The 13,020-nt window shown below is 64.9% G+C and carries 12 protein-coding genes; 9 read left to right on the top strand and 3 right to left on the bottom strand.

Going from position 1 to position 13,020, the window contains the following annotated elements:
- Positions 1–96 precede the first annotated feature (96 nt).
- Together QX126_RS04750 and QX126_RS04745 are read right to left on the bottom strand one after the other, a co-directional pair.
- A complete protein-coding gene (locus tag QX126_RS04750; RefSeq protein ID WP_315779600.1) occupies positions 97–1,341 on the bottom strand; it encodes an ABC transporter substrate-binding protein in 1,245 nt (414 codons plus the stop codon).
- 81 nt (positions 1,342–1,422) lie between these two features.
- On the bottom strand, positions 1,423–2,241 hold the full coding sequence (locus QX126_RS04745; RefSeq protein ID WP_315779597.1) for a putative hydro-lyase: 819 nt from the start codon (positions 2,239–2,241) through the stop codon (positions 1,423–1,425).
- A 113-nt stretch (positions 2,242–2,354) separates the two neighbouring features.
- Here QX126_RS04745 and QX126_RS04740 point away from each other — a divergent pair, with 113 nt between their 5' ends.
- From QX126_RS04740 to QX126_RS04725, 4 genes are all read left to right on the top strand, one after another.
- Positions 2,355–3,317, top strand: a complete 963-nt coding sequence (locus tag QX126_RS04740; RefSeq protein WP_315737224.1) for a LysR family transcriptional regulator — start codon at positions 2,355–2,357, stop codon at positions 3,315–3,317.
- Positions 3,314–4,564: a Zn-dependent hydrolase gene (locus QX126_RS04735; protein ID WP_315779595.1), complete on the top strand. Its 1,251-nt coding sequence runs from the start codon at positions 3,314–3,316 to the stop codon at positions 4,562–4,564. The genes QX126_RS04740 and QX126_RS04735 overlap by 4 nt, the downstream gene beginning before the upstream one ends.
- A gap of 228 nt (positions 4,565–4,792) precedes the next feature.
- Positions 4,793–5,704 carry an NAD(P)-dependent oxidoreductase gene (locus QX126_RS04730; protein ID WP_315779594.1) on the top strand — a complete coding sequence of 304 codons (912 nt, stop codon included), beginning with the start codon at positions 4,793–4,795 and terminating at the stop codon, positions 5,702–5,704.
- Between the two features lie 46 nt (positions 5,705–5,750).
- Positions 5,751–6,104 (top strand): hypothetical protein, encoded by a 354-nt coding sequence (locus QX126_RS04725; RefSeq protein ID WP_315779591.1) that lies wholly within the window; start codon positions 5,751–5,753, stop codon positions 6,102–6,104.
- 6 nt (positions 6,105–6,110) lie between these two features.
- On the opposite strand, the gene QX126_RS04720 is transcribed toward QX126_RS04725, so the two are convergent.
- Positions 6,111–7,184 carry a tartrate dehydrogenase gene (locus QX126_RS04720; protein WP_315776435.1) on the bottom strand — a complete coding sequence of 358 codons (1,074 nt, stop codon included), beginning with the start codon at positions 7,182–7,184 and terminating at the stop codon, positions 6,111–6,113.
- 160 nt (positions 7,185–7,344) lie between these two features.
- Between QX126_RS04720 and QX126_RS04715 the strand changes: the two genes are divergently transcribed.
- The 5 genes from QX126_RS04715 (at position 7,345) to QX126_RS04695 (ending at position 12,365) form a co-directional block, all read left to right on the top strand.
- A complete protein-coding gene (locus QX126_RS04715) occupies positions 7,345–8,121 on the top strand; it encodes an SDR family oxidoreductase (RefSeq protein ID WP_315776434.1) in 777 nt (258 codons plus the stop codon).
- 79 nt (positions 8,122–8,200) lie between these two features.
- Positions 8,201–9,625 carry an amidase gene (locus QX126_RS04710; RefSeq protein WP_315779590.1) on the top strand — a complete coding sequence of 475 codons (1,425 nt, stop codon included), beginning with the start codon at positions 8,201–8,203 and terminating at the stop codon, positions 9,623–9,625.
- Between the two features lie 205 nt (positions 9,626–9,830).
- Positions 9,831–11,153, top strand: coding sequence for an MFS transporter (locus QX126_RS04705; RefSeq protein ID WP_315779588.1), 1,323 nt, complete (start codon positions 9,831–9,833; stop codon positions 11,151–11,153).
- 26 nt (positions 11,154–11,179) lie between these two features.
- Positions 11,180–11,842 carry a sulfite oxidase-like oxidoreductase gene (locus QX126_RS04700; protein WP_315779586.1) on the top strand — a complete coding sequence of 221 codons (663 nt, stop codon included), beginning with the start codon at positions 11,180–11,182 and terminating at the stop codon, positions 11,840–11,842.
- A 157-nt stretch (positions 11,843–11,999) separates the two neighbouring features.
- On the top strand, positions 12,000–12,365 hold the full coding sequence (locus QX126_RS04695; RefSeq protein ID WP_315779585.1) for a hypothetical protein: 366 nt from the start codon (positions 12,000–12,002) through the stop codon (positions 12,363–12,365).
- Positions 12,366–13,020: the final 655 nt, after the last annotated feature.

Below are 13,020 nucleotides of genomic sequence, written 5' to 3'. Positions count from 1 at the left end.
CTGGATTGCTTCGTCGCTGCGCTCCTCGCAATGACGGAGCACGACCGATGCTCCGCCATGGTCCGATGCAGAGCGCCGCCCGCGCCCTGCGCGTGCTTACTTCATCGGCCAACTGGCTTGCGCCACCGCCGCCTGGGTCGGGAAGATGGTGACGAACTTGCCGCCGACATATTGCAGCAACACCGGATCGGCGTCGTTGTTCTGGCCGCTCTCGTCGAACTTCACCCGCTTCCACGGCATGATGGTCTGCTCGCCCGGCATGTCGGTCGCGGCCAGCGCGTCGCGGATCTTCTCGCCGTCGGCGGACTTGGCGCGGTTGATGGCGTCGGCCATCACGATCAGGCCCATGAACTGGCGCGAGGAGTAGTCGTTGAAATCCTTGCCCGACTTCGCCTTGAACATGTCGTTGATCTTGCCGACCATCGGCCGCTTGGCGGCGAGATCGAGCGAGAACGAGCCGCGCGAGATCACGCCTTCGAGCTTGTCGCCGACCGCGTCATACAGCGCCTTCTCCGAGAAGCCGGCGTCCTGCGCCACGATCGCATTCGGCTTGTAGCCGAGCTCGGCCATGGTCTTGACCAGCAGGATGCCGTCGGTGGTGTAGCTCGACGGCATCAGCACGTCGGCATTGGCCGCCTTGAGCTGCTGCACCTCGGCCGACAGCGACGGCGAGTTGGCGCGGTACTTGATGTCAGCGACGATCTTGTAGCCGCGCTCATTGGCGAGCTTGAGCTGGGCGTTGCTCGAATCCGTGCCGAAGATCGTGTCCTCGTGGAACAGCGCGAGCGTCTCGATCTTGGTGCCCTTCTTCTTCATCGCATCGAAGAAGTCGAACATCGCCTGCGAGAACATCTCGTCGTGCGGCGCGGCGCGGAAATAGTATTTCAAGCCGCGGCGATGCAGGCTCGGCGAGGAGTTGTCGGCGGAGAGATACGGGATCTGGTAGCGCTCGCAGATCTGGCTCGCCGTCACCGCGACGGCGCTCTGATAGGAGCCGATGACGGCTGCAACCTTCTCCTGGGTGATCAGGCGCTCGGCCTCGGCGCGGCCCTTCTGCGGATCCGCCTGATGATCGGCGAACACCAGCTTGATCTTGGCGCCGCCGAGACCCGGCAGACCCTCGGTACGGGCCAGCGGCAGGTCGTAGTCGTATTTGCCGTTGATGATCTCGGCCGCCGTCTCGAACGCGCGCTGCGCGTCGACGCCGATCTGGGCGCTGGCGCCCGAGAACGGATAGATGACGCCGATCTTCACTTCCGATGTCTGGGCGCGGGCGGCGATCGGACCGAGAGCAGCGGCAGCGGTGGCTCCAAGCAGGACGTTACGGCGCGTAATGGTCATGGCAAGATCCTCTGATGAAAGCGCATCGATGAAGCGGTTGACGTCGGTGGTAAAGGCTCAAAAAGCAGCACAAGCTGCTGATTAGAGGACGGCGAGATCCTTGTTCCTGAGATCGGTGATCAGCATCAGGCCCGGCGCGTGGGTAATGGCGAAGGGCAGCTTGGCCGCGGCGATGACCGCCTGCGGTGTGACGCCGCAGGCCCAGAAAACAGGGATTTCGTCCGCGGCGACGGGCACCGGATCGCCGTAGTCCGGCTTGTTGAGATCAGCGATGCCGATCTGCTCAGGATGACCGAGATGCACCGGCGCGCCGTGCACCGCGGGAAAGCGCGTCGTGATCTGCACGGCGCGGATCGCCTGCGCCGGCTTGAACGGGCGCATCGACACCACCATCGGCCCCGCGAACGGCCCCGACGGCGTGCAGGCGATGTTGGTGCGGTACATCGGCACGCGACAGCCCTGCTCGATGTGGCGGATCGGCAGACCGTCCGCCATCAGCGCCTCCTCGAACGAGAACGAGCAGCCGAGCACGAAGGTGACGAGGTCGTCGCGCCAGTGCGAGAGCAGATCTGTCGGCTCCTCGACCATCTCGCCATCGCGCCAGACGCGATAGCGCGGCACATCGGTGCGGATGTCGAGGTCGGCGCCGAGCGCCGGAATGAAAGGCTTGCCCGGTTCGGACATGCCGATGATCGGACACGGTTTTGGATTGAGCTGACAGAAGCGGTGGAAGGCGCCAGCGTACGTCTCGGGGATAATCGCCAGATTGCCCTGGACGAAGCCGTTTGCGACCCCCGCCGTGCTCCAGCCCCTGCCGGTGCGATAATCCAGGCGGGCTTGATGGCTCGGGAGAAGTTCAGTCCCACCCGCTGATTGCTGCAGTGCCGCAGAAACAGTCATTTGTGCCACTTGCCTAATATCTCGACAAACTCACTGAACATCAGCCATGCTATAAAGTCTAATCTTCGTTTTTAATCGGGATCGATAAGACAAATTGATCCGAGCGGGGCGCGATGTTGGATTTCCGTTCCATCGAGACCTTCCTCTGGGTGGTGAAGCTTGGCAGCTTTCGCGGCGCGGCGCAGCGCCTGAACACCACTCAGCCGGCCATTTCCCAGCGGATCGCCCAGCTCGAGCGCGAGCTCGGCGTCAAGCTGCTGAACCGCGACCATCGCGTGGCGTCACCGACTGCGAGCGGACGGCAGATGCTGGTGTATGCCGAGAAGCTGATCGGCCTGCGCGCGGAGATGCTGGCCGAGGTCGGCGACCGCTCCGCGATGCGCGGCGTGCTTCGGCTCGGCGTCGCCGAGACCATCGTGCACGACTGGCTGCCGCGGCTGATCAAGAGCGTCAACGAGAGCTATCCGAACCTGTCGCTGGAGATCGAGGTCGACGTCACGCCGAACCTGCATGCGCGGTTGCTGGCGCAGGAGATCGAGCTCGCCTTCGCGCTCGGCTCGCCGTCCGCGTCGGGCATCCGCAGCCGCGTGCTGTGCGACTATCCGATCAGCTTCCTGGCCAGCCCCTCTTTGGGTTTCGGCAAAGGCCTGATCACGGCGGAGCAGATGGCACGGTTTCCAATCATCACCTTCCCGCGCAACACCCAGCCCTACGACAATGTGCGCTCGCTCTTCAATCGCCCGCATCTGCCGCCGATGCGTCTGCACGCCAGCGCCTCGCTGGCGACCGTGATCCACATGGCCGTCGAGGGCCTCGGCGTCGCCGTCATTCCCGCGGCGATCGTCGCCAACGAGATCGAGCGCGGACGCCTGCAGGAGTTGAAAACGGACTTGCGGATTCCGCCGCTGACCTTCACGGCGAGCTGGCTGTCATCGCCCGAGATGGTCGCGATCGAGCGCGTCGCCGAGCTCGCAGCCAGGACGGCGCAGACGGCCAGCCATCCGGCGGCATCGGTTGACGCCATCGTCGCGGCGCGCGATGGACAGGATGCCGGAGTACAGGGATTTCAAGCATGAGCCGCGCCGTCACCAATCTGCAGATCGATTCCGCCCGCCTCTGGGACAGCATTCACGAGACCGCCAAGTTCGGCGCGACGCCGAAGGGCGGCGTGCGGCGGCTGACCTTGAGCCAGGAGGACAAGCAGGTCCGCGACTGGTTCCGCAAAGCCTGCGAGGATGCCGGGCTCGACGTGCACGTCGACACGCTCGGCTCGATGTTCGCACTTCGCAAGGGCCGCGACATGTCGAAGCCGCCGGTCGGGCTCGGCTCGCATCTCGACACCCAGCCGACGGGCGGCAAGTTCGACGGCATTCTCGGCACGCTCGGCGCGCTGGAGGTGATCCGCACGCTCAACGACGCCGGCATCGAGACCGACGCGCCGCTCTGCATCGTCAACTGGACCAACGAGGAAGGCTCGCGCTTCGCGCCGGCGATGATGGCGTCGGCCGCCTATGTCGGCGACTTCACGGTCGAGGACATTTTGTCGCGGACAGATGCCGCAGGCATGACCGTGGGCGCGGCGCTGGACGAGATCGGCTATCGCGGCGAGACCAAGGTCGGCACGCAGACATTCTCGGGCTTCGTCGAGCTGCACATCGAGCAGGGTCCGATCCTGGAGGCCGAGAACAAGACCATCGGCGTGGTCGATCACGGCCAGGGCGTGTTCTGGTACGACGGCAAGGTCACCGGCTTCGAGAGCCATGCCGGCTCGACGCCGATGCCGCTGCGCCGCGACGCGCTGCTGGCGCTGTCGGAGTTCGCGCTCACCCTGGAGCAGATCGCGCTCAAGCTCGGACCGAACGCGGTCGCCACCATCGGCGAGGCCGTGATCGCCAATCCCTCGCGCAACGTGATCCCCGGCGAGATCGCCTTCACCATCGACTGCCGCAGCGCCGACGCCGAGACGCTGGACGCGCTCGATGCCAGCCTGCGTGCGGCGGCGAGCGAGATTTCCAAGAAGCGCAAAGTCGAGATCGCGATCGACCAGGTCTGGCGCAAGCCGCCGACGCACTTCGATCCCAAGCTGGTCGATGCCGTCGAGCGCGCTGCCGGCACGCTCGGCTATTCGCACCGGCGCATCACGTCGGGAGCGGGCCATGACGCCTGCAATCTCAACACGATCATGCCGGCCGCGATGGTGTTCGTGCCCTGCAAGGATGGCATCAGCCACAACGAGCTCGAGGATGCCACGCAATCCGACTGCGCCGCCGGCGCCAACGTGCTGCTGCACACCGTGCTGTCGCTGGCGGGCGTGGCGTCGTGACGGGCTGATTGCTCTCACTCGCTCCTACTTTAAGTTATCATTCTCCGATCTAAGTCGCGCAGGCACACTGAGCTCCCCTCCCCCTTGCGGGGAGGGGTCGGGGGTGGGGGTCCACAACGGCGGTGTCGCCCGGAGCCCCCCCCTCCCCAACCCTCCCCCACAAGGGGGGAGGGAGCAGACCTCGTCCTGCGCGACCATTTTGCCTACTTCCTTAGAGGAGATCCTCACGTGCGCGGAGTTTTCATCGACGCCAACGAGTCGCTTGCCGAGATCTTCGAGCGGCAGCGAAGATCGGGCGATCCCGAGATGCGCGTGCATCTCGATCCGGACATCAAGCCGGACGACTGGCCCGCCATCCTCGATGGCGCCGAGATCGGCGTGGTCGATCACACCGCCCTGCCCACCGAGGTCGCGAAGCAGTGCAAGGGGCTCAAGCACGTCGTGTTCCTCGGCACCGGCGCGCGCAGCTACATGAATCCGGAGGAGCTGGCCGAGCTCGACATCACCGTGCACCTGATCAAGGGCTATGGCGATACGGCAGTTGCAGAAGCAGCGATCGCGCTGATGTGGGCCTCGGCCCGCGGCATCGCGCAGATGGACCGCGAGATGCGCGCCGGCAACTGGCTGCGCGATGACGGCATGCAGTTGACCGGCAAGACCCTCGGCCTGATCGGCTTCGGCGGCATCGCCGCGGAGGTCGCGCGCATCGCGTCGGGCAGCGGCATGAAGGTGATCGCCTGGAACCGCTCGCCGAAGAGCCATCCGGGCGTGACGTTCGTCGATCTCGATACGCTGCTGAAAGAAAGCCACGTCGTCTCGCTGCATCTCCTGCTCAACGACGAGACCCGCGGCTTCCTGTCCCGCGACCGCATCGCGCAGATGCGGCCGGGCGTGATCTTCGTGAACACCGCCCGCGCGGCCATCGTCGACGAAGCAGCGATGATCGACGCCCTGCGCTCCGGCCACATCCGCCACGCCGGCCTCGACGTGTTCAACACCGAGCCGCTGCCGGCAGATCACGTGCTGACGACGATTCCCAACGTCACGCTGTCAGCGCACTCGGCTTTCCGCACGCCGGAAGCGAGCGAAAACCTGATTCACGCGGCGTGGGAGCACTGCCGCAGGGTGGCGAAGAAGTAGTTGTTGACGCGTAGGGTGGGCAAAGCGGCCGCCGCTAGGCGGCAGCGTGCCCACCGTCGATCAGCGCGTACGCGGCAAGACGGTGGGCACGGCGCCACCGCGATCTCATGCGGGGATGCAGCAGAGCCGCGCCTTTGCCCACCCTACGGCTCTCTCCTTCGTCATTGCGAGCGAAGCGAAGCAATCCAGAGTCCCCGCGACGGCCCTGGATTGCTTCGTCGCTACGCTCCTCGCAATGACGATGTTGATCGAGCTGCCGCCCCCCCACCGTCGTCCCGGCGAACGCCGGGACCCATACCGCGTGATTTATCAGTGGCGCGCGGTGGCAGATATCGGCGGCTACAACGACGGCCGGTGGTTATGGGCCCCGGCGTTCGCCGGGGCGACATCGAGCAAATAGCGGCGACTAGTCCACCATGTCCGCGACGGCCTTGCCGCACGCCACCGTATCGGCGTTGCCGCCCAGATCCCGCGTGCGCAGCGTCCGCTCGGCCAGCGTCCGCTCGATCGCGCCGACGATCGACTGCGCTGCAGTCTTCTCTCCCAGATGCTCCAGCATCATCGCGCCCGACCAGATCATGCCGATCGGGTTGGCGATGCCCTGCCCCGCGATGTCGGGCGCCGAGCCGTGCACCGGCTCGAACACCGACGGGAAATTGCGCTCGGGATTGATGTTGCCCGACGGCGCGATGCCGATCGTGCCGGTGCAGGCGGGGCCGAGATCCGAGAGAATATCCCCGAACAGATTCGAACCGACGACAACGTCGAACCAGTCCGGGTGCAGCACGAAGTTCGCGGTGAGGATGTCGATGTGGTACTTGTCCCACTTCACGCCCGGATAGTTCTTCGCCATCGCCTCGACGCGCTCGTCCCAGTAAGGCATCGTGATCGAAATGCCGTTGGACTTGGTCGCCGAGGTCAGATGCTTCTTCGGCCGGGATTGAGCGAGCTCGAAGGCGAACTTCAGGATGCGGTCGACGCCGGTGCGGGTCATCACCGTCTGCTGGGTGACGAACTCGCGGTCGGTGTCCGGAAACATGCGGCCGCCGACGGAGGAATACTCGCCTTCGGTATTCTCGCGCACCACCCAGAAATCGATATCGCCGGGCTTGCGACCCGCCAGCGGCGACGGCACGCCGGGCATCAGCCGCACGGGACGCAGATTGACGTACTGATCGAACTCGCGGCGGAACTTGATGAGCGAGCCCCACAGCGACACATGGTCTGCGATCTTGGCGGGCCAGCCGACGGCGCCGAAATAGATCGCGTCATGGCCGCCGATCTGCGCCTTCCAGTCGTCCGGCATCATCTGGCCGTGCTTCTCGTAATAGTCGTAGCTCGAGAAGTCGAAATGATCGAACTGCACCGCGACGCCGTGCTTCTTGGCCGCCGTCTCGATCACGCGAATGCCCTCGGGCATGACCTCCTTGCCGATGCCGTCGCCGGGAATGACTGCGATGCGATAGGGCTTCTTGCTCATCGAGCGGATCCTTGGTCGTTTACGCCGGTACGCCCGGCTGAAATGGCGAATGCCTGAATGAACCAAACCACGCCCAAGCGCAACGCTGCGGTGCAAGATTGACCGCATGGCTGACGCGCCAGACAATCCTATCTCCTCACCCATCCCAGCGAGCACGTCCATGGACCTTCATCTGCGCGGCAAGCGCGTTCTCATCACCGGCGCGTCCAAGGGGATCGGTGCCGCAGCCGCCGAAGCCTTCGCCGAGGAAGGCTGTCACGTCAGGCTTGCAGCGCGCAGTGGCGACCGGCTCGCGGCCCTGGTCGAGCAGCTGCGATCGAAGCATCAGATCGATGCGGCCGCGCATGTCGTGGACCTGCGCAAGAGCGAGGACGTCGCGCGGCTGGCCGAAGCTGCTTCCGATATCGACATCCTCGTCAACAATGCCGGCGACATCCCGGGCGGCGCGATCGACAAGATCGACGAGGCGGCCTGGCGGCATGCCTGGGACCTGAAGGTGTTCGGCTTCATCAATCTGACGCGCCTGGTCTATGCGCAGATGAAGGCGCGCGGTGGCGGCGTCATCATCAACGACATCGGCGCGGCCGGCGAGAAGTTCGACGCCAACTACATCTGCGGCAGCGCCGGCAATGCGGCGCTGATGGCCTTCACCCGCGCGCTCGGCTCCAAGAGCCTCGCCGACAACATCCGTGTGGTCGGCATCAATCCCGGGCCGGTCGGCACCGATCGCCACGTCACTCTGCTCAAGACCCGCGCCAAGCATCAGTTCGGCGACGAGAGCCGCTACACCGAATTCCAGAAGAGCCTGCCGCTCGGCCGTCCCGCGCATGTCAGGGAGATCGCCGACCTGATGGCGTTCCTGGCCTCGGACCGTGCCGGCTACACCTCCGGCGTGATCTATACCGTCGATGGCGGCATCAGCGCAGGGTGGGGTTGATCGCCGCGACCTTTCCACCTCAGCCGAAACATGATCTACGACTTTGCGCCGGGACGCTTCCAATCAGGAGAACTGCACTTTGGCCGACCAGGGATTGATCCGCGAGAGCGCCTGCGCCGTCGTCGACAAGTTGAAGTCCGGCAAGGTCACGCCGCTGGATTGCCTCGACGCGCTGGAAGCGCGCATCGCAGCCGTCGACGGCAAGGTCAATGCGCTGCCGACGCTGTGCTTCGACCGCGCGCGCGATCACGCCAAGGCGCTGATGCAGAAACCGGCTGCCGAGCGCGGGGCGCTGGCCGGGCTGCCCGTGCCGATCAAGGACCTCACCGACGTCGCCGGCGTGCTCACCACCCAGGGCTCGCCGATCTTCAAGGACCGGATTCCGGAACGCTCTGATCTCATGGTCGAGCATCTCGAAGCCAATGGCGGCGTGATCTATGCCAAGTCGAACACGCCGGAGTTCGGCGCCGGCGCCAACACGTTCAACGAGGTGTTCGGCGCGACGCTCAATCCCTGGGACACGTCCCGCTCGGCGGCAGGCTCCTCGGGCGGCGCTGCAGTCGCGCTCGCGACCGGCATGGCCTGGCTCGCGCATGGCTCCGACATGGGCGGCTCGCTGCGCAATCCCGCGAGCTTCTGCGGCATCGTCGGCCTGCGCCCGAGCTTCGGCCGCGTCGCCCATACGCCGGCCGTGGCCATCGACCGCAATCTCGGCGTCCAGGGCCCGATGGCCCGCAACGTCGAGGATCTCGCGCTGCTGCTCGACGCGATGAGCGGCGAGCACGCCGCCGATCCGATCTCGCTGCCCTCGCCTGCGACGTCGTTCCTGGCCGCGGCGCGCTCCGGCAAGAGGCCGGTTCGCGTTGCCTACTCTCCGGATCTTGGCATCACGCCCGTCGATCCGGAAGTCGCGGCGGTCACGCGCAAGGCGGCGCAGCGCTTCGCCGAGTTGGGCGTGATCGTCGAGGAGGCGCATCCCGATTTCAGCGAGGCGCATGAATGCTTCCACGTGCTGCGCGCGCTCGACTTCGCGATGAGCAAGGCTGAGCTGTTGCGCACCAAGCGCGACCTGTTGAAGCCGGAAGTGATCTGGAACATCGAGGAAGGGCTGAAGCTGACGGTCGCGCAGATCGCGCGCGCCGAGGCGCAGCGCGTGGCGATCACCGCGCGCGCCGTCAAGTTCTTCGAGACCTATGATCTGCTGCTGGCGCCGGCCACCATCGTACCGCCCTTCCCGGTCGAGAACCGCTACGTCGCCGAATGCGCCGGGCATAAGTTCGACAACTACGTGCAATGGCTCGGCATCGTCTACGCGATCACGCTGGCCTGCTGCCCAGCCCTGTCGCTGCCCTGCGGCTTCACGGCGTCGGGTCTTCCGGTCGGACTGCAAATGGTCGCGGCACCGCACGCCGACGCCAAGCTGCTCGCAGGCGCCAAGGCGCTGGAGGACGTCCTCGGCGTTGCCGGCTCGACCCCGATCGATCCGCGCGCGCCGAAGGGCTAAGTCATTCCCCTCATCCTGAGGAGCCCGCCGAAGGCGGGCGTCTCGAAGGATGGGCCGCAGCGTGATGCGCCCCCGCCTCGACACTGCTTGTGGCACGCGCGCAGAGTTCCATGCGCTGAACATGGGACCCATGTCCGTTATCGTCTGTGGCAATCGGGGCTGCTGCCGTAGAAGGGCCGCAAATCACGCTTGCCGGAGACCGGATATGACTGACCAGGTGATCGAGCCTGCCGAAGAAGCCACGACGTTCAGCGACGTCGAGCGCCGCATCAAGGCGATCCTGATCGGCTCGGCCGGCAACCTGGTCGAATGGTACGATTTCTATGCCTATACGGCGTTTGCGCTGTATTTCGCGCCGGCCTTCTTTCCATCGAAGGACCCGGTCGTCGAGCAGCTCAACGCCGCGGTCGTGTTCGCCGCGACCTTCCTGATGCGCCCGCTCGGCGGCTGGCTGTTCGGCTATCTCGCCGATCACCATGGCCGGCGGCTGTCGCTGACCGTCTCGGTCCTCTGCATGTGCTTCGGCTCGCTGATCATTGCGGTGACGCCGACCTATGCCACCATCGGCATCGCCGCGCCGATCATCCTGGCGCTCGCCCGCGTCATCGAGGGCCTCAGCCTCGGCGGCGAGTATGGCGCCAGCGCCACCTACCTGTCCGAGGTCGCCGACGCCAAGCATCGCGGCTTCTATTCGAGCTTCCAATACGTCACCCTGATCGGCGGCCAGCTCACCGCGATCATCGTGCTGCTGCTCCTGCAGAAGGTGTTCTTGACAACCGAGGAGCTCAAGGCATGGGGCTGGCGCATTCCATTTGCGATCGGCGCCGGCCTCGCCATCTTCACCGCCGTCATGCGGCGGAACCTGCATGAAACCGAGGCCTTCGTGGAAGCAAAGAAGACGGTCAGTCCGTCGGGATCGATCACCGCGCTGCTCAAATATCCGAGAGAGCTGTTGCTGGTGGTCGGCCTGACCGCGGGTGGCACGGCGGCATTCTACACCTTCACGACCTACATGCAGACTTTCGTCAAGCTGTCGGTCGGCCTCACCGAGGACCAGACCACGATGGTGATCTTCGGCTCGCTGCTGTTTGCCTGCGTGCTACAGCCGCTCTATGGCGCGATCTCCGATCGCATCGGCCGCAAGCCGCTGCTGATCTTCTTCGGCGTCGCCGGCACGCTGGCGACGATCCCGATTCTGACCGTGCTGAAGGGCACCAAGGAGCCGTTCACAGCTTTCCTGCTGATCTGCGGCGCCTGGATCTTCACGGCCGGCTACACCTCGATCAACGCGGTGGTGAAGGCCGAGTTGTTTCCGACCAATGTCCGTGCGCTCGGTGTCGGCCTGCCCTACGCGATCACCGTCTCGCTGTTCGGCGGCACCGCACCGGCTATCGCGCTCTACTTCAAGAGCATTGGGCACGAGACCTGGTTCTATTATTATCTCACGGGCGTGATCTTCACGTCGCTACTGATCTATGCGACCATGCGTGACACCAAGCATGCGTCGGCGATGCACCGCCATGAATGAGCTGCCACCACGGATGAGGTGCTGAGATGGCTGACGAGTCCGGGCTACCGCCCGAGAGCAAGCTGACCCGCAGCAAGGAGCGCTGGGCTCACGAGGGCAAATTCCTGACCGGCCGGATCGTGCGGCCCGAGGACCAGCGCCTGCCGCCGGGCCAGCATCTGACCCGCGACTGGCCGGTGCTCGATCTCGGACTGACGCCCTCGGTCACATCAGAGCGCTGGCGGCTCGATGTCTATGGCGCGGTGGAAAATCCTCTGTTCTGGGATTTCTCCGCCTTCCTCGCCCAGGAGCAGCGCCAGTTCGTGTCCGACATCCATTGCGTGACGACATGGTCGCGCTACGACAATCAATGGGAAGGTCTTGCGACGCGCGACCTGCTCGCCGCCTGCCGACCGCGCGACACAGCCGATTTCGTCGTGCTGCATTCCAATGACGGCTACACCACCAACTTGACGCTGGAAGATTTCGCCGCCGAGGATGCGCTGCTCGCGCACAGTTGGTCCGGCACGCCGCTCAGCCAGGAGCATGGCGGCCCGGTCCGCGTCGTTGTGCCACATCTGTACTTCTGGAAGAGCGCGAAATGGTTGAAGGCGATCGAATTCCTGGACAAGGACGCGCCCGGCTATTGGGAGGTGCGCGGCTATCACAACCGCGGTGACCCCTGGGCCGAGCAGCGCTATTCGGAGTGACGGGCCCCCCAACGGAAACCGTAGGGTGGGCAAAGACGCGAAGCGTCGTGCCCACCGCCGTCGCCGCTGAAAATGAAGCTGAAAAGAAAAGAATGGTGGGCACGCTCCGCTTTGCCCACCCTACGGGCTCAGTTTCCGAACGTGCCAGAGATATCGCATGGAGTTCACCTCAGAAACCGGCAAGATCCCCAAGGGCTACGGGTATCTTCTCAAGCCGAGCGTCATCCTCGCCGCACTGACCGCAAGAGATCTCGGCGGCATTCGCATCCACCTCGTTCGAAGCCACGGCAGGCGTCTGTTCGATGCGCGATATCGGCCGCCGGACGGCGACATTCCTTATGAGCGTCTCAACATCAAAGTCGGCACCGCGCACGAGCGGGACTTGCCTGGACTTCGTCGGCGCGCGAAGGACGAAGCCCTGCCCGCGCTCGTCCAATGGATTTCCGACCTCGTCGCGCAAGACCTGCCGACAGCGATCCGGCACGGCGAACAGGAGATCGAGCTTCTGCCGCCGCGAGAGTGATCATGGCCTGGTCTTGAGATCGATCGCTTGCCTAGGCTGACCAGAGTCCGACTGCATATGGAGATACGTCGCGACGAACAAGTACGCCAGTTAGTTACTCCGTCATGCCCGGGCTGGTCCCGGGCATCCACGTCGTTCCCAGCATGCCGAACGGCGTGGATGGCCGGGACCAGCCCGGCCATGACGACCTTGAGGCAGGCGAGCGCAAAACTACGATCGTCAAATGCGATAGCCCCCGGGGCGGACCGAACGGTGATGGCGTCAATAATGTGATCCCTCGTCCCGACTCGTTTCCACAAAATATGCCCCTTGCAAATTTCTGAAAATCGTGATTTACTCACCGCCGTCCCGCCTCGTTGCAGAGGGGCGTATCGCGATCGTCACGGACGTGGAGCGCGGGATGCGGTGGGCGCAACGGGTTGCAGCGTGGTCTTCCATGCGGACGAACGATCCGGTGCGCACGGCGAAATCGTGTGGTCTCGGCGCCGCGGTGCTGGCGTCAAGTCGTGGTGCGGATGACGCACATCGCGATGACGGGGGCAAGACAGCCGTTCCCCGGAGAGAGCACGTATAAGCCGTTCCAACCATTGCGCAGGGAAGGCCGGGATGTCCTCAGCCGTACCTGTGGTTCTGCCGCCTGCATTTTTTCCGCAGG

It is taken from the genome of Bradyrhizobium sp. SZCCHNPS1003 (assembly GCF_032381555.1).
Classification (GTDB): Bacteria; Pseudomonadota; Alphaproteobacteria; order Rhizobiales; family Xanthobacteraceae; genus Bradyrhizobium.
The sequence above is the reverse complement of the archived record's forward strand: the minus strand, read 5'-3'. Positions and strand labels throughout refer to the sequence as shown.

Bases quoted from the DNA above. Each gene is read 5' to 3' on its own strand.
- QX126_RS04705 (WP_315779588.1), top strand. From the start codon at position 9,831: ATGACTGACCAGGTGATCGAGCCTGCCGAAGAAGCCACGACGTTCAGC.
- QX126_RS04745 (WP_315779597.1), bottom strand. From the start codon at position 2,241: ATGACTGTTTCTGCGGCACTGCAGCAATCAGCGGGTGGGACTGAACTT.
- QX126_RS04750 (WP_315779600.1), bottom strand. From the start codon at position 1,341: ATGACCATTACGCGCCGTAACGTCCTGCTTGGAGCCACCGCTGCCGCT.
- QX126_RS04735 (WP_315779595.1), top strand. From the start codon at position 3,314: ATGAGCCGCGCCGTCACCAATCTGCAGATCGATTCCGCCCGCCTCTGG.
- QX126_RS04740 (WP_315737224.1), top strand. From the start codon at position 2,355: ATGTTGGATTTCCGTTCCATCGAGACCTTCCTCTGGGTGGTGAAGCTT.
- QX126_RS04715 (WP_315776434.1), top strand. From the start codon at position 7,345: ATGGACCTTCATCTGCGCGGCAAGCGCGTTCTCATCACCGGCGCGTCC.
- QX126_RS04695 (WP_315779585.1), top strand. From the start codon at position 12,000: ATGGAGTTCACCTCAGAAACCGGCAAGATCCCCAAGGGCTACGGGTAT.
- QX126_RS04720 (WP_315776435.1), bottom strand. From the start codon at position 7,184: ATGAGCAAGAAGCCCTATCGCATCGCAGTCATTCCCGGCGACGGCATC.
- QX126_RS04700 (WP_315779586.1), top strand. From the start codon at position 11,180: ATGGCTGACGAGTCCGGGCTACCGCCCGAGAGCAAGCTGACCCGCAGC.